General features: G+C 52.0%; 17 protein-coding genes. 7 read left to right on the forward strand and 10 right to left on the reverse strand.

What is annotated here, in order from left to right:
• Positions 1-30 precede the first annotated feature (30 nt).
• Genes OGV69_RS05370 through OGV69_RS05400 form a run of 7 tightly spaced genes read right to left on the reverse strand, consistent with a single transcriptional unit; the run spans position 31 to position 8,398 of the window.
• The gene (locus OGV69_RS05370; protein ID WP_069323766.1) at positions 31-1,197 is read right to left on the reverse strand and encodes an iron-containing alcohol dehydrogenase; all 1,167 of its coding nucleotides are present in this window, start codon (positions 1,195-1,197) and stop codon (positions 31-33) included.
• Between the two features lie 33 nt (positions 1,198-1,230).
• On the reverse strand, positions 1,231-1,545 hold the full coding sequence (locus OGV69_RS05375) for a putative quinol monooxygenase (protein ID WP_038635050.1): 315 nt from the start codon (positions 1,543-1,545) through the stop codon (positions 1,231-1,233).
• 17 nt (positions 1,546-1,562) lie between these two features.
• Positions 1,563-2,138, reverse strand: coding sequence for a glycerol-3-phosphate responsive antiterminator (locus tag OGV69_RS05380; protein ID WP_042311797.1), 576 nt, complete (start codon positions 2,136-2,138; stop codon positions 1,563-1,565).
• On the reverse strand, positions 2,135-3,694 hold the full coding sequence (locus OGV69_RS05385; protein ID WP_069323765.1) for an FAD-binding oxidoreductase: 1,560 nt from the start codon (positions 3,692-3,694) through the stop codon (positions 2,135-2,137). The genes OGV69_RS05380 and OGV69_RS05385 overlap by 4 nt, the downstream gene beginning before the upstream one ends.
• Positions 3,691-5,370 carry a glycerol-3-phosphate dehydrogenase/oxidase gene (locus tag OGV69_RS05390; protein ID WP_069323764.1) on the reverse strand — a complete coding sequence of 560 codons (1,680 nt, stop codon included), beginning with the start codon at positions 5,368-5,370 and terminating at the stop codon, positions 3,691-3,693. The genes OGV69_RS05385 and OGV69_RS05390 overlap by 4 nt, the downstream gene beginning before the upstream one ends.
• Positions 5,367-6,911: an FGGY family carbohydrate kinase gene (locus OGV69_RS05395; RefSeq protein ID WP_038635060.1), complete on the reverse strand. Its 1,545-nt coding sequence runs from the start codon at positions 6,909-6,911 to the stop codon at positions 5,367-5,369. The genes OGV69_RS05390 and OGV69_RS05395 overlap by 4 nt, the downstream gene beginning before the upstream one ends.
• Positions 6,908-8,398 (reverse strand): MFS transporter, encoded by a 1,491-nt coding sequence (locus tag OGV69_RS05400; protein WP_312027930.1) that lies wholly within the window; start codon positions 8,396-8,398, stop codon positions 6,908-6,910. Before OGV69_RS05400 ends, OGV69_RS05395 begins: the two co-directional genes overlap by 4 nt.
• Before the next feature lie 547 nt (positions 8,399-8,945).
• On the opposite strand from OGV69_RS05400, the gene OGV69_RS05405 reads away from it, so the two are divergent.
• The 4 genes from OGV69_RS05405 to OGV69_RS05420 all read left to right on the forward strand — a co-directional run bounded on the left by OGV69_RS05405 (position 8,946) and on the right by OGV69_RS05420 (position 14,014).
• Entirely contained in the window at positions 8,946-10,235 is a 1,290-nt protein-coding gene (locus tag OGV69_RS05405; protein ID WP_038635066.1) for an MFS transporter, read from the forward strand.
• Complete coding sequence (locus OGV69_RS05410; protein ID WP_286469169.1) at positions 10,207-11,232, forward strand: zinc-binding dehydrogenase; 1,026 nt, start codon at positions 10,207-10,209, stop codon at positions 11,230-11,232. Before OGV69_RS05405 ends, OGV69_RS05410 begins: the two co-directional genes overlap by 29 nt.
• Positions 11,233-11,252: 20 nt before the next feature.
• On the forward strand, positions 11,253-12,437 hold the full coding sequence (gene uxuA / locus OGV69_RS05415; protein WP_038635071.1) for a mannonate dehydratase: 1,185 nt from the start codon (positions 11,253-11,255) through the stop codon (positions 12,435-12,437).
• Between the two features lie 104 nt (positions 12,438-12,541).
• Positions 12,542-14,014, forward strand: coding sequence for a fructuronate reductase (locus OGV69_RS05420; protein WP_069323762.1), 1,473 nt, complete (start codon positions 12,542-12,544; stop codon positions 14,012-14,014).
• A gap of 10 nt (positions 14,015-14,024) precedes the next feature.
• Here OGV69_RS05420 and OGV69_RS05425 read toward each other — a convergent pair whose 3' ends face one another.
• Together OGV69_RS05425 and OGV69_RS05430 are read right to left on the reverse strand one after the other, a co-directional pair.
• Positions 14,025-14,696 (reverse strand): FadR/GntR family transcriptional regulator, encoded by a 672-nt coding sequence (locus tag OGV69_RS05425; protein WP_069323761.1) that lies wholly within the window; start codon positions 14,694-14,696, stop codon positions 14,025-14,027.
• Positions 14,697-14,803: 107 nt separating this feature from the next.
• The gene (locus OGV69_RS05430) at positions 14,804-16,000 is read right to left on the reverse strand and encodes a BaiN/RdsA family NAD(P)/FAD-dependent oxidoreductase (protein ID WP_069323760.1); all 1,197 of its coding nucleotides are present in this window, start codon (positions 15,998-16,000) and stop codon (positions 14,804-14,806) included.
• 229 nt (positions 16,001-16,229) lie between these two features.
• Here OGV69_RS05430 and pitA point away from each other — a divergent pair, with 229 nt between their 5' ends.
• Entirely contained in the window at positions 16,230-17,729 is a 1,500-nt protein-coding gene (gene pitA, locus OGV69_RS05435) for an inorganic phosphate transporter PitA (RefSeq protein WP_038635082.1), read from the forward strand.
• Positions 17,730-17,794: 65 nt separating this feature from the next.
• Here the strand turns inward: pitA and uspB are convergent, their stop codons facing one another.
• Complete coding sequence (gene uspB, locus OGV69_RS05440; protein WP_003023371.1) at positions 17,795-18,130, reverse strand: universal stress protein UspB; 336 nt, start codon at positions 18,128-18,130, stop codon at positions 17,795-17,797.
• Between the two features lie 392 nt (positions 18,131-18,522).
• Between uspB and uspA the strand changes: the two genes are divergently transcribed.
• Both uspA and dtpB read left to right on the forward strand, forming a co-directional pair.
• The gene (gene uspA / locus OGV69_RS05445) at positions 18,523-18,960 is read left to right on the forward strand and encodes a universal stress protein UspA (RefSeq protein WP_003023368.1); all 438 of its coding nucleotides are present in this window, start codon (positions 18,523-18,525) and stop codon (positions 18,958-18,960) included.
• Positions 18,961-19,241: 281 nt separating this feature from the next.
• Positions 19,242-20,714 carry a dipeptide/tripeptide permease DtpB gene (dtpB, locus tag OGV69_RS05450; protein WP_038635084.1) on the forward strand — a complete coding sequence of 491 codons (1,473 nt, stop codon included), beginning with the start codon at positions 19,242-19,244 and terminating at the stop codon, positions 20,712-20,714.
• Positions 20,715-20,756: the final 42 nt, after the last annotated feature.

Here is a 20,756-nt window from a genome sequence, read left to right on the forward strand (position 1 = left end):
AGTGATCCGCTCACCGGACACGTTCTGGGTTTAATAAACCTGCTGGTAAAGCAGCAACGCATCATCTTCATTAAGCGTAACGGGATTATTGCCCAGCAAGCGGGTCTGCTGCATGGCATCCTGCGCCAATATCGCCAGACCGTCTGCGGGAACACCAACGTCACGCAGCCTGTTGGGCGCCCCGGTTGCCGCAATAATGCTTACCATCCCGGCAATAAACGACTGGGCATCGATATCCACGTTTCCTGTCACCTGTGCCCCAATGACGGGAGCCAGCTCGGCATAAAGTGGGGCCGTTACCGCCACGTTAAACTGCAGCACCGGAACCAACATTAGCGCATTCGACAAGCCGTGCGGGATATGGTGTCTGGCACCCAAGGGATAAGCCAGCGCATGCACCGCCGCCACCGGAGAGTTAGCGAAAGCCTGTCCCGCCAGCATCGCGCCCAGCAGCACATTTTCTCGCGCTTCACGGTTGTGCCCGTCACGACATGCGGTCACCAGATGGCGACTGATTAAACGTAACGCTTCGCGGGCCAGCGCGTCCGAGAGTGGGTTTTTCTTATGCTTGCCGGTATAGGCCTCAATCGCATGCACCATCGCATCTATCCCGGCGGCGGCAGTATGGACAGGAGGAAGTCCCAGGGTCAGTTGCGCATCCAATAGCACCAAATCGCCATACAGTTGCGGGGAGACAATGCCCATTTTGCTGTCATCGTTGGTCGTCAAAATTGCAATATTGGTAACTTCAGACCCGGTGCCGGCGGTGGTAGGAATGTTAACCAGCGGTAGGCGTTTCCCGGCGACCTTGTCGATGCCGTAAAGCTCCGGCAGGTCTTGTTCAGAGTTGATTAATACAGCCACCAGCTTTGCGACATCGAGCGAGGAACCGCCGCCCAGACCAATAACCATTTCGCAGTTACCATCGCGGGCAACCTGTAAAGCTTCGCGAACGAGGCGCTCGTGTGGATCGGGCTGGACCCGATCATACAGCGTCACCTGAAACCCTGCGTTGCGCAGACTGTGCAGAACCGGCGGCAAAACCCCAGCCTTGACCAGACCGGGATCGGTCACCAGCAATACACGACGTGCGCTAAACCGATGCTGAAGAATTTCCCCTAACAGTGACGCACCCGCCCACTCGACGATGATTTCCGCTACCGTGGTAAACGCAAAATCCTTCATGGCTTTGTTCATTGAGGTATTCCTTGCAGTGAAAATGGACAGCTTTTAGCAATGCGGTTCATCAGGAGGAATGTGAAAGCTTTTCACCTCTTTACGCTCCAACATCGGGGCAATAATGCCAGTGCCAATTCGTTGAAAATGTTCCGTTTTCCGGTGAAGTTCGAGCCCCTCTGCGCAACGATAGGTTTCAAGAATCACAAAGCGATCGCCGTCTTCCGTGGAACGGAAAAACTCATACGATATATTTTCAGGCTCCTGACGCGTTGCCTCTGCCAGCATTCTGAGCGCGTCGTTAACTTTGTGACCCATCGTCGGTTGGGCAAAATAATGTGCAACGACAAACAGCTGCGTGTTTTCCATTTTTGGCTCCCGGTGGTTTAACGTAGCAAATTCACATCCCATAACGCGCTGTCGCTGCTTGATACAGCTATCGCGCCGTGCAACAGCGCCGTCCGGGCATGTTCCTCATTGCAGACAAACCCGGAGGCCACAATCGGCGGCAACACATTACGATCGGCCTGCGGCAGCAACGGCAGCATCTGCGCAGGCATCAGTTGCACATAATCGGGTTCGCTTTGCTCCACGGCTTTCAGGCTGCGTAGCCAGGTAGAGCGGTCGGTGACGAAGATTTTCTGCATGGTGATCAACCCGCATTTTTTCGCGCGCTGTACGGTTTGCAGACGCGTGGAAAGCAACCCCATCGCCCCCGTTTCGGCCACATAATCAATGCCGCCTTTATCCTGGGACAGCCCATTACAACTGTCGATATTCACGATGACGTACTTTCCCGCCTTCGACAGCAGTTCGATCACCGGCTGGAGCTTAATCAGATCGATATTGGCAATGATGCAGACTTCAGCTTTGCTGGACAGTGCGGTTTTCAGTTGCTCAATGCCGTAAATCGCCATGATGACGGGCTGGCGTGCCAGGAGCACGCCAAGGTTTTTTATCATGATTGACCTGCCTGATGTGGGTAAAGCTGAGCGCTTAAGCCCAGCTTGCCCGGGTTAAGGATATTTTGCGGATCCAGCGCTTTTTTAATATCAGCCAGAACCGACAGCGATTCACCTAAAGAAGCCTGCATGTAGGGGGAACGGAGCAGCCCGACGCCATGGTGATGGCTAAGGGAAGTATTGTGTTTAATCAGCACCGCATTTGCCGCGTCCCAGGCCGCACGATACCAGGCCGCACGCTGCTCGACGGGCACATCGCCACGCAGTGAGAAGTAAAGACATGCGCCGTCGACGTAGGCATGGGACTGATGCGCTGACCCCGCCAGCGTGCCCGGTACGGCGTTGATCGCTGCCACCACATCATCATAAACCGCGCTGAGATCGCGCCAACGCCCCACCATTTCCAGCGTATCCGCCACCAGGCCGGGGCTTTTCTTAAAGCCTTCGGCGCTTTTTCCCGTCAGATACCGGGTATCCAGCCAGCGCTCAAAGATAGATTCACCGTCAAGTTCTTCTCCGCTCTGCTGACAAATACGTTCACTGATCGCCAGCACCGCGTCGACAATGTCGGGTTCTCCCTCATCCGCAATCAACAGGACGTTGGTCTCGGGCAGGCCAAACTGCACGCCGCTTTCCAGGTTATCGTACAAGCGCAGTGCCGCTGGATTAGCGCCATGCTGTAAGATTTCGCGACACGCCTCCAGCCCACTGGCGAAGCTGGAAAAACCCCAGGCGATAGCGCGGCCATAATCCGGCAGACGATGTAGCTTCAAACGCACACGTACGATCACGCCCAGCGTACCTTCCGAACCGATAAACATTTGCTGTAAATCAGGTCCGATAGCGCTGCGTGCATAACCGCCAACGGTGATTAAGCGCCCATCGGCCAGCACCACATCCATGCCAAAAACCATATCTTCAATTTTTCCGTAGCGGGTAGAAAGCTGTCCCGCACCGCGACAGGCGACCCAACCGCCGACGGTACTGATCCCAAACGATGACGGCCAGTGCCCCATGGTCATGCCATACTCTTTTTGGATAGTTTGCTCGAAAATATCGCCAAACATGCCGGCTTCTACCTCAACAATCTGGCTTTGTGGATCAAAATCGAGCAATTTGTTGAGTTCGCAAACGTCGAGCACAATCCCCCCGCGCAGCGGCAATGCGGCTCCGGTAACGTTACTTCGCCCGGCAGAAACTGTAACCGGAATAGCGGATTCACTGGCGAGGCGCATTACGTCCTGAATCTGTTCTACGGTAGAAACGCGTACAATCACGCCTTTTGTGGTGGCAGGCGCGCCCTGGGTTTCCGCAATCATTGAACCGGCCCACCAGTCGCGGGTCCAGGTAATCACATCGGACTCCGACGTCAGCACCTCATCAGCAATCACCCGCAGCCGGTCAAACGTCGCTTCGCTAATCGCAACGGGATCTACCTGCATTCCTCTTGCGCCATTGCTGCTGGTGATCTCTGTTGCCCATGCGGGGCGAGTATGTGCGCCAATGGTATAGTTGCCACGGTTATAACCACGTTTAATCGCTTCTTTACTGATCATTCTGATGTCCCCATAAGCATTGATTTTTCATGTTTAATTGCGGCCTGATAGCTGGCTACCTGTTTTGCCACCTGTTCAGGCTGTAACCGGAGTTCTTGTTGCAGTATTTCCCCAACGCGTTCTGCGGCAATGGCTGACGCATCGCGTGCCATCAGGCGCGCGCGAATTCGACGCGACAGCACATCATCAACGGTGCTGGCAAGCTCATGGCGTACGGCATACACCACTTCCGCTTCGGTGTAGGGAAGCCCTTCCACGATAGGTTTAACCCGCGAGGGATCGGCCTGAATAATGTCACTGACAAAATGCGCTTCAGTGCCATAGCGCTCGCCCAGATGCGCAGACAGGCCGCCAGAGGCCAGAATGGCCTGTGGGTCATAGCCAGCCGCGCCCAGCAAATACGCAGTTTTCGTTGAGCAGGCTTTTTTACGGCCCAGTATTTTGCTGGCCGCATCAATGGTTTCTTCCGCCATGTGTCGCGATGTCGTCAGTTTGCCGCCGACAATGGTAATCAGTCCGTCCGCTGCAACCCTGATCTCATGGTTACGCTTCATCTCAACGGTTTTGCCGCCCGCGGTACCGACAAGCGGGCGGCAACCAGCGATACTTCCCACCACATCTTCCGGGCGCAGATCCGTTTTCAGCGCCGAGTTTGCGCCTTCCAGCAGAAAGTCCAGTTCAGTACGATTGCAGTGAACATCGTTCAAATCGCCCTGATAGTCTTCATCCGTAGTGCCCAGATAGGAGACGTTGCCCCAGCGCGTAATGGTCGCGCGCCGACTGCGTCCGGCCACCGGAATGGTCACCGTGCAATCATTGCGAATTTTCATCCACGGGATGGCGACATGAACCCCCTTCGCCGGACGGATATTCAGCGGCGATGATTCCCCTTTTTTCAGCCCACTCCAGTCACGCAACCAGACGCCCGTCGCCATAATGACCACCCGCGCTTTGACCCGGATTTCCCTGCCATCGGCATACACGATGCCCCCATTGACCTTGCCATGCTGGTCGCGTGTGGTTTCGATGACTTCGGCATGGTTTGTTACCGTCGCCCCATGAAACGCCGCCGTCCGCACCAGGGCCAGCGTTAACCTGGCGTCATCAACACGGGCATCGAAATACATAAAGCCGCCGGAGAGTTGCTCTTCTTTCAGCGTTGGGCAGTGCGATAACACTTCCGCCGGAGTTAATTTTTGGTGAAGAATACCTTCCCGCCATCCCCCGGCGAGATCGTAGGTCCAGAGCAGACTTTCAAACGCAGAGGACATGCGTTTATCAAACACGCCATTCTTATCGAGTACCGGAAATAAAAAGGGCAGCCGCTGCACCAGATGGCGAGCATTGCGGCGCATGCGCTGGCGCTCGAGCAAAGAATGACGTACCAGTCCGAGGTTCCCTTGCTCGATGTAACGCAGGCCGCCGTGCACCATTTTTGATGACTTGGATGACGTCCCCGAGGCAAAATCACTCTTCTCAATTAACGCGACCCGATAGCCGCGCAAGCTGGCATCCAGCGCCGCATAGGCCCCCGTCACTCCGCCGCCGACAATCAGAATGTCGTAGGTTTCGCTTTCCAGTCGGTCCAGTTGCTCAGGACGCTGAAGACGCAACGGTTCGGCGCCGTACATATCACTGCGTGTTTTGTTTGGCTTTCGCGAAGGGAAAAACTTCATGAGTCGGCGTGCTCCTGATTAGCGGTAGTGAGGCTGCTGGCGGTTTCCATTTCGAGCGCAATACGCATCTCCCAGCGGTTGATTTTTTGTTCGCGAAGGTCATGACTGATTTTGGGTTCAAACAGACGCGCCGTTTTCAGCGTGGCGCAGGCATCAGACAACGAATCCCACAGCAGCCCATCGGCTCCCGCCAGAAACGCCGCGCCGCGTAAGCTGGCCCTCGCCGTTTCGGCCATCCGCCGTACGGGGATCCCGCTAACATCGGCCTGGATTTGCAATAACGTGTCGCTATTGGACAACCCGCCGCCTACCACCAGTTCTTGTGTTGCGATGCCGGTTGCCGCTTCATTGGCGCGCATACAGGCGGCTACCGAATGCGCAATGCCTTCCAGAATGGCGTAGGCCACCTGCGGACGCGTGGTCGAGATTGAAATACCGTTAAGTGAGGCGCGGGCATGCGGCTGCAAATGAGGAACACGCAGCCCCGTTAATGCTGGAATGAAACTCACGCCGCCAGAATCATTAGCCTGCGCAGCCAGCTCGCTGATTTGCTCGGGTGAGTCGAACCAGCGCAGCTTTTCGCACACCCAGTTCAGGGCCGAACCGGTCGTCGGGACGAATGTTTCTACAGAGAAGTGCGAGCGTCCTTTTTGTCGGCGCGCGGTCATGGTGAGCGTACTTTCACAGCTTTTTTTCAATGTCGGCACCGTCGGCCCCATCATTAAATCAACAAAGCTGCCGGTCCCATGCATACACAACGCCTGCCCGCGCTCAGTGCAACCCAGCCCAATAGCCCCCGCAAACTGATCCCCGGCGCAAGCCCGGATCGGGACGCTGATCCCGAGGATATCTTCACGCGTAGAGCCAAAATCATCGGTATCATCGTGCAATTCAGGCAGCAATGACGTCGGGAACTTCAGGGTCTGCAGCCATGGCAAATGGTACTGATGCTCGTTGAGGCAATACGCGCCCGCGGAGGTGGCGTTGGTGGGGGTAGTGACACATTTTTTTTCTTCCGCCAGATGCCAGAGCAACCAACTGTCAACGGTGCCAAAAACCAGGGTTCCGGCCTGGTGCGCCCTCTTCACTGCCGGTGTATTGGCGATATGGTATGACGCCCAGAGGTAAGGTGAACGTATCCCAACCGGTCGTCCAATTACTGGCAGCAGTTTCGCATCCCATTCGGGGGCAAGTCGCGCCAGCTCATCCGTAAAACGCGCATCCTGCCAGACCATCGCAGGCGCCAGCGCCTTGCCAGTGATTGCATCCCAGAGCACCGCCGTTGAACGTTGCGTCGCAATCGCCAGCGCCACAATACGCATCTTGCTGTGCTGCGCATTGGCAATCGCTGTACGACACACCGCAATAGTGGCCTGCAAAATTTCATCAGCATCTTGTTCAACAACGCCATGGCGCTGGCTACTGACCTGAAGCGGCTGGTATTCAAGACAGTGGACCTGGCTATTTCGCCCCACCACTGCCGCACGCGTACCTGATGTACCTTCATCAATAGCCAGAATGACATCTTCATATTCAATCATTTCGTACTCCTGTTTGATTCTGGGGCCATCGACTCGGGATAGGGTGAATGGGGTGATTCGAACTGCGGGGCGCCAGGCTCGTTATCCGGCTGAATCGTGGTGCGAGTGGGATCCCATGGGATCACAAAGCAGACGATGCTGGCGAACAACGGCACGGCGGACATGATCAGGAAGGTCGTTTGCAAGCCGTAGAGATCACGGAAAACGGGGAAGATAAACAGACCGAGCGCCGCACCTATTGCCCCGAGCGCACCGACCACGCCATTTGCGCCTGCCCGCAGTTCACTGCGAAAAGAGAGGGATGAAAGGCTTTTCCCGTTTGCACCGGGTCCACCTGAGTGACAAAGAATAAACAACGCGGGGACCAGCAAAGAGGCCCACAGCGGCATACTGTCGCTGAACAGTCCCAGCGTGAGCAGTACGAGAAAAGCCACGGCAAAACCGATCGCCGAAGAGCGGCGCAAGCCCAGACGACGACCGATTGCAGGAGACAAGAAACCGCCAACAATACCAAATACGTTAAAAAATAGTGAACACAAGGTTGCGTACACAAAGTTTTTACCGAACATCGCGGCACTAATAACCGGCAAATACCAGCCGACGCCAAAATACTGGATTGACTGGCAGATCTGAACCGTAGAAGCCAGAATCGTACGCGGTAAATATACGCCACGGAATATTAGCAGTACATTTCTCGCCCCTTTTTCTGCTTGTCCAATGACAGGTTTTTGCTCCGCTTTTGGCGCCAGAATAAAATTATCACCGTATATTTTATTCATAGCGATCACAGCATCAGAAAGCCGTGATTTTCTCGCCAACCATACCGGACTTTCTACTAAATAACGGAACTGGAAAAAAAGTACGATGAGTCCACATAACGCTGTCACGGCAATAGAATAACGCCAGATAGCATCCCCAACATCCCAGGAATAAAACATCAGCGCTAATGCCAGATTTAAACAAACCGCAACATACCAGACCCCTTGCCAGGTGTTTAAACGGCTTTTTAGTTTCACTGGCGTGAACTCTGCCAGCATCGCCATGGCCACGGCAAAATCCATCCCGTAAGACACGCCAACAAAGAAGCGGCCCACGATTATGGTGCTGAAACTGGAGGATGACATCACTAACAGCGCACCAATCACCGCCATTATTTTGGCGATTATCAGCGGTGGTACACGTCCCCAGCGATCGGCAATCCAGCCGCCAATAGGATTAAATAATATGGCAACCCACGATGAAAATGAGGTAAGTAACGCAACTTCAGTTGCGCTCAGATTTAAATTGCGGGTCATTGGATTTAATCCAGCACTAAGAGCTGAATTTGAAAAAGCATCAAGGAACAGGCCACCTAATGCCAACCACCAAATAACACCGGCTCTGCCACTGATTTTTCCGCGAGAGTCGATGCAATTGATAACATCATCAACGCCACGGATTTTTATCGGATTTGAGAATGAGCATGCGGACATGGCTTTCCCCTTCATAATATTCGGAAGAAGGTCGCCATTAGCTAAAAAAATGCAATAAGAGACCATCTTAATTTCACAGATAGTCTCTTATCTAAAATCTGTATTTTTCCACTCTAGAAGGTAAGGGAAAGCGTGTCAAAGCGACTTTTTGCCCCATCGTTGATTCTGTGACTTGTAGCACATATGTTAATAAATCATTACAAAAACAGGTCGTCATGAGCCATTTTTCCGTTCTCAGCGGATGGGAGCGTCGCTGTGAGTGTACGTAGTCGATGCGCTGGTGGCTGATTTACGCTGAACGATCGCAGATCTTCCTGTGCAACGTTATTGCAATATTCATCAAAAATGAGTGTTGAATACGAAATTCGCTTTTACTCTAAACTCCACCACCAAAATAAAAGCATTAAAATTCATATAGATAACAGCAAAAACATTTGATATTAATCATTTAAAAAACTTATTTTTCGTTATGTTGATCACATTAACATCAAAAGAATGGTGATCTTAAAATAGGTTTTAAATATTGTGGTCAGGCCGCTAGACCACAATAAGAGGATATATCATGAAAAGAAAAACAATGGGATGGCTTATCGTTTTTCTTCTTTTTATAGTTTACATGCTTAACTATATGGATCGTTCAGCATTGTCGATCACCGCTCCACTCATCGAAAAGGAATTAGGATTCAATGCTGCTGAGATGGGTATGATATTCAGCGCATTCTTTGTTGGTTATGCTCTATTTAACTTTATCGGTGGCTGGGCCAGTGACAGATTTGGCCCCAAAACAGTATTTCTGGTCGCCGCGTTACTCTGGTCATTATTTTGTGGGATGACCAGTCTGGTTACTGGCTTATGGACTATGCTGGCTGTTCGCGTGTTATTCGGCATGGCTGAAGGACCGGTCAGCGCGGCCGGAAATAAAATCATCAATAACTGGATTTCACGCAAGGAATCTGCAACTGCGATTGGTATTTTTAGCGCAGGTTCACCGTTAGGTGGCGCGATTTCTGGTCCGGTAGTTGGCATGCTGGCGCTTTCATTAGGCTGGCGTCCGGCATTCGGTATCATTTTCCTGTTCGGTTTAGTCTGGGTATTACTATGGTATTTCACTGCCAGTGATAAACCTTCAAAAAGTAAACACCTCGCCCCGGAAGAACGTGTCGATTTTGAAAACCATGATGACATCATTTTAGCGGATGACGGTAAAGCGATGCCTTCTCTCGGTTACTACATGAAGCAGCCTATGGTGTGGGCAACGACACTGGCCTTCTTCAGTTATAACTACATACTCTTTTTCTTCCTGACCTGGTTCCCAAGCTATCTTAACCACTCTCTACACCTTGATATTAAAGAAATTAGTATTGCAACCGTCATCCCGTGGGTAATTGGCGCGATCGGTATGGTATTGGGCGGAGTATGTTCTGATTTTATCTATCGCATTACAGGAAATGCCCTACTTTCTCGCCGTCTTATTCTCGGTGTTTGCCTGGCTGGCGCGGCGATCTGTGTGGCGGTTTCAGGAACGGTTACGACGATCGGCAGTGCCGTTGGACTGATGTCAGTCTCGTTATTCCTGCTGTATTTGACTGGACCTATTTATTGGGCAGTTATTCAGGATGTCGTGCACAAAGATAAAGTGGGCAGCGTCGGTGGTGCCATGCATGGACTGGCAAATATATCCGGAATTATTGGCCCTCTGGTCACCGGGTTTATTGTCCAGTTTAGCGGTAAATATGATTACGCATTCTATCTGGCTGGGGCTATTGCGATTGTTTCCAGCTGTCTGGTATTCGTATTTGTCAAAAATAAAGGATTAAAAACAAATGAAAGTCAAAGCTGTTTACATCAATAAACCTGGTGAAATTAAAACCCGTTGGGTTGATTATCCGGAAAAGAAAGATAATGAAGTACTAATAAAAGTTGATGCTGCTGGGATATGTGGCTCTGATATTGGTGCATTTCGTGGTACTAACCCATTAGTAACCTATCCACGTATTATTGGACATGAAGTCACAGGCATTGTTATTCAACAAGGCAAGGGCATGCCAGCAAATATTAAAGAAGGTGATCGCGTTATTGTTGATCCTTATATTTATTGTGGTCATTGCTACCCTTGCTCAGTAGGCAGAACAAATTGTTGTGAAAATCTAAAAGTAATTGGTGTGCATATTGATGGCGCAATGCAGGAGGTGGTTGCTCACCCCGCACATTTAATTCACAAAATCCCTGATGATGTCGCCTCAGAGATGGCTCCGTTAGCTGAACCACTGACTATCGCACTGCATGCGCTACATCGCGCCAAACTGACGGCCGGAGAGCATATCGCCATTATTGGTGCCGGTGCGATTGGCCTGATGGCGGCACTGAGCGCATTGCGCTACGGTGCGACCCCCATTCTGATCGATATCGTGGACGAACGACTTCAGTACGCAAAATCACTGGGCGTGCCTTACGTCATCAATCCGTCGAACATCCGGGTTATTGAGGCGATCAAAGAGATCACGCAGGGGACGATGGCGCAGGTTGTAGTCGAAGCATCTGGCGCCAACAGTGCAATTCGCGAAACCCTGGATCTTGCGTCATTTGCAGGTCGTATTGCTTTCACCGGCTGGCCAAAACAGGAGACATCGTTGCCCACTAACCTGATCACGTTTAAGGAACTGGATCTGCGCGGATCGCGTACCAGTGCAGGTGAATTCGAAGAGGCGTTACAAATGCTGGCCACGCTGAACATTAATCCCGCGGATGTCGTCAGCAAGGTAGTGAATATTGATGATGTGCCTGACGCCGTGAAGGAACTCGATCAATACCCGGAACGCTATCTGAAGATCAATGCGACCTTTCATTAATTTTTCCAGGAGATAAAGCGATGGAACAAACCTGGCGTTGGTATGGCCCAAACGATCCCGTATCGTTGTCCGATGTTCGTCAAGCTGGTGCAACGGGTGTGGTAACTGCGCTGCACCATATTCCAAACGGTGAAGTCTGGTCCGTAGAAGAAATTCTCAAACGCAAAGAGATCGTAGAAAAAGCCGGTCTGGTCTGGTCGGTCGTGGAAAGCGTGCCGATCCATGAAGACATCAAGACCCACACGGGCCAGTACGATCTGTGGATCAAGAATTACCAGCAGACGCTGCGCAATCTCGCCCAATGCGGCATCTTTACTGTGTGCTACAACTTCATGCCGGTTCTGGACTGGACCCGTACCGACCTGGAGTATGTGCTACCCGACGGTTCAAAGGCTCTGCGCTTTGACCAGATTGAGTTTGCCGCATTTGAATTGCATATCCTCAAGCGCCCTGGTGCGGAAGCGGACTACAACGCGGAGGAAATTGCCCAGGCTCACCAGCGTTTTGCGGATATGAGCGAAGAGGACAAAGCCCGGCTGACGCGCAATATCATTGCCGGTCTGCCAGGTGCCGAGGAAGGATATACGCTGGACCAATTCCGTAGCCACCTTGCAACCTATAAAGATATCGACAAAGCGGCCCTACGGGAAAATTTCGCCTGGTTCCTGAAAGCCATTATCCCAGTCGCTGAAGAGGTAGGAGTACGAATGGCGGTTCATCCTGACGATCCACCGCGCCCGATTCTTGGCCTGCCGCGCATCGTTTCTACTATAGAAGATATGCAGTGGATGGTGGATACCGTAAACAGTGCGGCCAACGGCTTTACGATGTGTACCGGATCTTACGGCGTTCGCGCAGACAACGATCTGGTTGAGATGATCAAACAGTTCGGTCCGCGAATTTACTTTACGCACCTGCGTTCCACACAACGCGAAGAGAATCCCAAAACCTTCCATGAGGCAGCACATCTCTCCGGTGATGTCGATATGTACAGCGTAGTGAAAGCGATAGTCGAAGAAGAACAGCGGCGTAAAGCTGAAGGCAACGCCTCACTTATCCCCATGCGACCCGACCATGGTCATCAAATGCTTGATGACCTGAAAAAGAAAACTAACCCAGGGTATTCCGCTATTGGTCGCCTTAAGGGCCTGGCTGAAGTACGCGGCGTTGAACTGGCTATCCAGCGCGCCTTCTTCAGTCAGTAACCACATTGCCGCATGGTATCCCCGCCATGCGGTTTTCACTTTCAGTCAGCACCAGTCTTTGATAGCGCATTATCAAAGAAGATCATCAATGACAGGAGTTTGTCATGGACAATAATCTCGCCACTGCACAGATTTCCACCCCACGCCCACGCAGGGATCGTTCACGCCTCGTTTCGCGCATCGTGCATCTTGGTTGCGGCGCTTTTCACCGCGCCCATCAGGCACTCTATACACATCATTTGCTGGAAAGCAGTGACAGCGACTGGGGCATATGTGAGGTCAACCTGATGCCCGGAAACGATGCCACACTGATTCAAAACCTGAAGGCGCAGGATCTGCTGTACACCGTTGCCGAACGCGGCGCACAAACGACAGAGCTTAAAATCATTGGCTCGATGAAAGAAGCGCTACATCCTGAATTTGACGGTTGTGAAGCCATTATCCACGCAATGGCACGTCCAGAAACTGCCATCGTTTCGCTGACCATCACCGAAAAAGGATATTGCACAGATGCCGCCAGCGGCGAGCTGGATCTGAATCATCCGTTTATCCAGCACGACATTGCCCACCCACAGTCCCCCAAATCAGCAATTGGTTATATCGTTGAAGCCCTCGCGCTACGCCGCCAGCAGGGATTGAACGCTTTTACTGTGCTGTCCTGCGATAACGTGCGGGAAAATGGCCATGTCGCAAAAACCGCTGTCCTGGGTTTGGCCGCCGAGCGCGATCCGCACCTGGCTGAGTGGATTGCCGAACAGGCAACGTTCCCATGCACAATGGTAGACCGTATCGTTCCAGCAGCAACAGAAGAGACGTTAGGGCAAATCGCCGAACAGCTTGGCGTTTACGATCCCTGTGCCATTGCCTGCGAGCCATTCCGCCAGTGGGTTATCGAAGATAACTTTGTTAATGGACGTCCGGACTGGGATCGCGCGGGCGCACAGTTTGTGGAAGATGTGGTGCCGTTTGAAATGATGAAACTGCGTATGCTCAACGGCAGTCACTCATTCCTCGCCTACCTCGGTTATCTGGGCGGCTATGAGACGATTGCCGATACGATGACAAACCCGGCGTATCGCAACGCTGCGCTGGCGTTAATGCTTGACGAACAGGCCCCAACGCTGTCGATGCCTGAAGGTACAGACCTGGCAGGTTATGCGGAATTGCTTATCGCGCGCTTTACTAATCCAGCACTGAAGCACCGAACCTGGCAAATTGCGATGGATGGCAGCCAGAAATTACCGCAGCGTTTGCTGGATCCCATTCGGCTGCATCTGGCACGAGGGGAAGATTACCGTCATCTGGCTCTGGGTGTCGCAGCCTGGATGCGCTACGTCAGCGGTGTGGATGAAAAAAACAATCCGATTGATGTGGTGGACCCTCTGGCGGCACGGTATCAGGCGATAAATCAGCAATATCTGTCACCTGAAGAGCGTGTGCGGGCGCTGCTGACAATCGACACCATTTTTGGGACGGATTTGAGCGATAACACAGACTTTATCAAACGCGTAACCGCTGCCTGTCAGCAATTGCACAGCGTAGGAGCACGTGCAGCGGTAGCCGCTCTAAGTCATTAAATATTTTACTTCAAAGACCCACGATCTGTCTGACATAAGCCAGATGTTCCAGTGATTTTTGGTAAGCACCGTCAGCATCAGCCTGGCGGATCGCATCCACAATCGCTTTATGCTGAGTATTCATGCTGGTTAATACATCCCGATTGCCGGAACGCTTGTCCAGTCCGGCATACGGGATGTTAACGCGTTGTTCCCACAGCATTCGCGACATATCAAGCAGTACGCGGTTCTGGCTGGCTTCAGATACCGTTAAATGGAACTGCTTATCGAGGGAGTAAAAACCATGGACATTGTTTTCACTAATGGCTTTTTCCATGCTGAGGTGCAGCGCTTCAAGCTGACTAATAAGTTCATCTTTGCCTGCTTCTGCAGCAAGACGCGCGCAATGACTGTCAACCAACTCTCGCGAATAGAGTATTTCTTCAACCGTATAATCACTGGCGGAATGCTTTTTATCAGTAACAATAACGCCATTACCGGACTGGATGGTGATCCATCCTGAGATCTCCAGCACAATCAGCGCTTCTCTGAGCGAGGCGCGACTCACGCCAAGTTGCTTCGCCAGTTCACGTTCAGGGGGCAAGAAGCTTCCCGGCGGGAAAATACTATCGTTGATGAGCTTAATGATGAGATTGGCTATCTTTTGATAGAGCCGCTCCTGTTTTACCTCAGGAATAACCATGTGCCTCCCGTTCTCTTATCTGTGCGATTTTTAACTGATTATCTTATCATTCCCGGAGTTAAGAAACGCATGCCTGAGTCAGTTCCTTGTAACAGCGGTAAACAAATTCACTCACCAGAGACCAAATCCTGCGCGCACGCCCAGGCGCTCGACCATGCCCACTGGAAGTTGTATCCACCCAGCCAGCCGGTGACGTCCATCACTTCACCAATAAAATAGAGTCCTGGCACTTTACGGGCTTCCATCGTGCGCGATGACAGCTCGTTGGTATCCACGCCGCCCAGCGTGACTTCAGCGGTACGATACCCTTCCGTACCGTTCGGCTGCACCCGCCACTCGGTCAGGGTCTCCACCAGCGTTTGCTGATCGCGCACGTTAAGCTGTTTCAGCGAGACATCCGGGATTTGCCCTAACTGCTGTAGACATTCCACCAGGCGTTTTGGCAACTGCATAGCAAGCGTATTCTTTAAGCTCTGATTAGGGTGGGCGCTGCGCTGTTCATCCAGGAAGTTCGCAAGGTCAACATCCGGCAACAAATTAATGCTGACAAATTCACCTGGCTGCCAAAAACTGGAAATCTGCAGCACGGCCGGACCAGAAAGCCCGCGGTGCGTAAAGAGCAGGTTTTCACGAAATACGGTGCCGTCCTCGGCGGTGATAACGGAGGAAACGGATACGCCAGAGAGCACCTGAAGCTGCTCCAGCAGCGGCTTGTGTAAGGTGAAAGGCACCAGACCTGCGCGCGTCGGCAACACGTTCAGACCGAATTGTTCGGCAATTTTATAGCCAAACGGCGTCGCGCCCAGACCCGGCATCGAAAGACCACCAGAGGCGATAACCAGCTTTTTCGTGCCGACAGTCATGCCGTTCAGCGCCAGGATGAAATCTTCCCCCTCACGCTCAACGCTGAGGACTTCGCTACGTAACCGCATAGTTACGTTACCTTTTTCACACTCGTCCACCAGCATATCGACAATTTGCTGGGCGGAATCGTCGCAGAACAGCTGACCCAACGTTTTTTCGTGCCAGGCGATGCCGTGCTTGCCCACCAGATCGATAAAATCCCACTGCGTATAACGCGCCAGCGCCGATTTGCAAAAATGCGGGTTTTGACTCAAATACGCGGCAGGTTCGACATAAAGGTTGGTAAAGTTGCAGCGTCCCCCGCCAGACATGAGGATCTTGCGTCCCGGCTTTTTACCATTATCAATCAGCAGTACCCGGCTACCTGCTTGTCCTGCCTGCGCGGCACAAAACATACCCGCTGCGCCAGCGCCTATAATAACGGTATCAAACCTTTCCACGTTGCGATCCTCTCTAAAAAGCGGGGGTGAATTGTAAAGATTCCTCAGTGGTCGCACCAGCACCAAACTACCGATAAAGGGTATTTATCTGAAATATATAGGATAATTCTTTAGTGGTGTAAAACAAAGCAGGAGACAAATCAAAAAAACTCTATATTTCACTTTGCCCGCGCCGCCAAAGTCACTGATAATGCGCCGCGTTCATGTCCTCAAAATGGCGTAACGTCCTATGCTACATTTGTTTGCTGGCCTGGATTTACATACCGGGCTTTTACTATTGCTTGCTCTGGCTTTCGTGCTGTTCTATGAAGCAATTAACGGCTTCCATGACACAGCCAATGCTGTCGCAACCGTGATCTATACCCGTGCAATGCGTTCGCAATTGGCGGTGGTCATGGCTGCGTTGTTCAACTTCTTTGGTGTTTTGCTGGGTGGTCTCAGCGTAGCGTATGCCATCGTGCATATGCTGCCAACGGATCTGCTGCTAAATATGGGATCGTCACATGGCCTCGCCATGGTGTTCTCCATGCTGCTGGCGGCAATTATCTGGAACCTGGGTACCTGGTACTTTGGTTTACCTGCATCCAGCTCCCACACGCTGATTGGCGCGATTATCGGTATTGGTTTAACCAATGCGTTGATGAATGGCACCTCGGTGGTGGACGCACTTAACATCCCGAAAGTGATGGGTATTTTTGCCTCGCTAATCATCTCGCCGATTGTCGGTCTGGTGGTTGCTGGCGGCCTTATATTCATTCTGCGTCGCTACTGGAGTGGTACGAAAAAACGTGCCCGTATCCACCTGACCCCAGCAGAACGTGAAAAGAAAGATGGCAAGAAAAAGCCGCCGTTCTGGACGCGTATCGCACTGATCCTCTCCGCTATCGGCGTGGCGTTTTCTCACGGCGCGAACGATGGCCAGAAAGGCATTGGTCTGGTGATGCTGGTACTGATTGGCGTAGCGCCTGCAGGCTTCGTGGTGAATATGAATGCTTCCGGTTACGAAATTACCCGTACCCGCGATGCTATCAATAACGTCGAAGTCTTCTTCCAGCAACGCCCAGACCTGCTCAAGCAGGCGACTGGCGTAGACCAGTTGATTCCATCCCCGACGGAAACGGTCACAACGGCATCGACAGAGTTCCATTGCCATCCGGCGAATACCATCAACGCGCTTGAGCGTGCGAAAGGTATGCTGGCGAATCTGGAAACCTACGACAAGTTAAGCGTTGAACAGCGTGGCCAGCTGCGCCGTATTATGCTGTGTATCTCTGATACCACGGATAAAGTGGTGAAATTGCCTGGCGTAAGCGCTGACGATCAACGTCTGCTGAAAAAACTGAAAGCTGACATGCTGAGCACCATTGAGTACGCGCCTATCTGGATCATTATGGCCGTCGCACTGGCGCTGGGTATTGGTACGATGATTGGCTGGCGTCGCGTAGCCACCACCATTGGTGAGAAAATCGGTAAGAAAGGCATGACCTATGCCCAGGGGATGTCGGCGCAGATGACCGCCGCAGTCTCTATCGGTCTTGCCAGCTACACCGGTATGCCCGTTTCCACCACCCACGTTCTCTCCTCTTCCGTTGCGGGAACGATGGTTGTTGATGGCGGCGGTTTACAGCGTAAGACGGTAACCAGCATTCTGATGGCCTGGGTCTTCACCCTGCCGGCGGCGATTATTCTTTCCGGGGTGCTGTACTGGCTCTCCCTGAAGCTTATCTAAGCGGATGCACGGTAAAAAAGCGGGTCAGGAAACTGACCCGCTTTTTTTGTATCTGTCGTTGGTAATCAGTGCCAGATAATCAGCGCAACCATGCTGATTAGCACCAGTCCGCATAACGCGCTGGTAAGAATGAACTGACCGCGAACCCGCTCACAGCGGCGAATAAATTCATCATCATGGTGATCGCGGTAACGCTGAGCGTAGATATACCACACCAGACGCATCTGCTTGTTGGGTTGCCCATGCGAGGTAAAAAATCCCCCACCATCGACATACTGGTAAAGTAATGGATCGCAACCACGAAGTACCACTAACAGTGCGCGTAACGAAGAAAAATAGCGCGCCATATTAACAATGCAAACGACACACAAAGCCCAGAACAACGCAATGGTGCTTATCATATCTCCTCCCCGGCGACCCGCCCACGGAACTCCTTTCCGGGACTACCGCTCCCCGATACCCTACCAATCATTCAGTGAAGAGTGCTACCGAAACCGCTCGTGTTAGTATCACGCATCCGAGCGCCTCTCTAAATAGTGTAGGAGATTAGTTAATTTTTTTGCCAGAAGGTTAATCGCTATCAATGCAATTAACTAAAAAATTTGTTTAACTGCTTGGCAAGCAAGGCGGATTGACGGATTATCCAGGTCGCTATAATGTAAGGATAGTCCTTATATGGTACGTTTTTACGACTGGGCTAGCCCCGCGCATAAGGTTCGCAGGACGCGAATGACGCGGCGGCAGATAAACGCCAGCAGGCTAGTCATCGACAACTTATGGAAGGAGTAACACTATGGCTTATAAACACATTCTTATCGCGGTTGATCTTTCTCCGGAAAGCAAAGTTCTGGTTGAAAAAGCGGTCTCTATGGCGCGGCCTTACAATGCTAAAGTCTCCCTTATCCACGTTGACGTAAACTATTCCGACCTGTACACCGGGCTAATCGACGTGAATCTGGGCGACATGCAGAAACGTATTTCTGAAGAAACCCACCACGCGTTAACCGAGCTGTCCACCAATGCAGGCTACCCTATCACCGAAACCCTGAGCGGTAGCGGCGACCTGGGCCAGGTTCTGGTTGATGCCATCAAAAAATACGACATGGATCTGGTCGTTTGTGGTCACCACCAGGATTTCTGGAGCAAACTGATGTCCTCCGCACGTCAACTGATCAACACCGTCCACGTCGACATGCTGATTGTTCCGTTGCGTGACGACGAAGAAGCATAAAATGCTTGCCGCCGGGAGATAACCCGTCCCGCTGCAAACAGTAAAGCCTGTAAACGCCCGCCCGCGCGGGCGTTTTTGTTTTTATCATCCGGACACAATTAGTACATCAACCCAACAAATAAATCATAATTAGTGTGATCAACTAATTGGATCGAAAACTATCTGTATAATACTCTACCCGCACGGCTAATCGCCGCAGTCTATAACAAAATAAGACTTTTTCGGCGCGTTTAAGTATACGCGTTCATACTTTTCGGGATGGCTTTGAAAGGCGATGGAATATGAATAAAACTGCACCTACGGGCTTGCTGCAGCAACCTCGTCCGTTCTTCATGATCTTCTTTGTGGAATTATGGGAACGATTTGGCTATTACGGCGTTCAGGGCATCCTGGCGGTATTTTTTGTTAAGCAACTCGGTTTTTCTCAGGAACAGGCATTCGTCACCTTTGGTGCTTTTGCCGCACTGGTCTACGGCCTGATCTCGATCGGCGGCTACGTCGGCGACCACCTGTTAGGGACCAAGCGCACGCTGGTACTCGGTGCGATTGTGCTGGCGATCGGCTACTTCATGACCGGGATGTCGCTGCTCAAGCCCGATCTGATCTTTATTGCTTTGGGTACCATTGCCGTGGGTAACGGGTTATTTAAAGCCAACCCGGCAAGCCTGCTGTCAAAATGCTATCCACCGAAAGACGCCCGACTGGATGGCGCTTTCACCCTGTTTTATATGTCGATTAACATCGGTTCGCTGCTGTCGCTGTCGCTGGCGCCGGTGATTGCCGATAAGTTTGGCTACGCGGTGACCTACAACCTGTGCGGGGCCGGGCTTATCGTCGCACTGCTGGTCTACTTTGCCTGCCGTGGGATGGTGAAGAATATCGGTTCTGAGCCAGATCATAAGCCGCTGAATTTCCGTAATCTATTCTGCGTACTGGCCGGTACGGTAGTGACGATATTTATCTGCGCCTGGCTGATGCATAACGTGAAGATTGCCAACCTGGTGCTGATTGTCCTGTCGATTGCCGTGACGATCATCTTCTTCCGCCAGGCCTTCAAACTGGATAAAACCGGGCGCAACAAAATGTTCGTGGCTTTTATCCTGATGCTGGAAGCGGTAGTGTTCTATGTGCTGTACGCACAGATGCCAACGTCACTTAACTTCTTTGCTATCAATAACGTACACCATGAAATTCTTGGTTTCGCCATCAACCCGGTAAGCTTCCAGGCGCTGAACCCGTTCTGGGTGGTAGTGGCAAGCCCGGTACTGGCTGCGATTTATACCCGTCTGGGAAACAAAGGTAAAGATCTGACCATGCCGATGAAGTTTACGCTCGGTATGTTCCTGTGCTCGCTGGGTTTCCTGACCGCCGCCGCTGCCGGGATGTGGTTTGCCGATGCGCAGGGACTGACGTCGCCGTGGTTTATCGTGCTGGTGTATCTGTTCCAGAGTCTGGGTGAACTGCTGATTAGCGCCCTGGGACTGGCGATGGTCGCCGCGCTGGTACCGCAGCACCTGATGGGCTTCATTCTTGGGATGTGGTTCCTGACCCAGGCCGCCGCTTTCCTGATGGGAGGTTATGTCGCGACGTTCACCGCAGTACCGGAAAACATCACCGACCCACTGCAAACGCTGCCTATCTATACCAATGTCTTCAGTAAGATAGGCCTGGTGACGCTGGCGGTAACGGTAGTGATGGCGATTATGGTGCCATGGCTGAACCGAATGATTAATACGCCAAGTACCGAACAGTAATACTCAGTGCCGGATGCGGCTACCGCCTTATCCGGCCTACAA

Source organism: Citrobacter sp. Cc139 (genome assembly GCF_030334645.1).
Lineage (GTDB): Bacteria > Pseudomonadota > Gammaproteobacteria > Enterobacterales > Enterobacteriaceae > Citrobacter > Citrobacter werkmanii.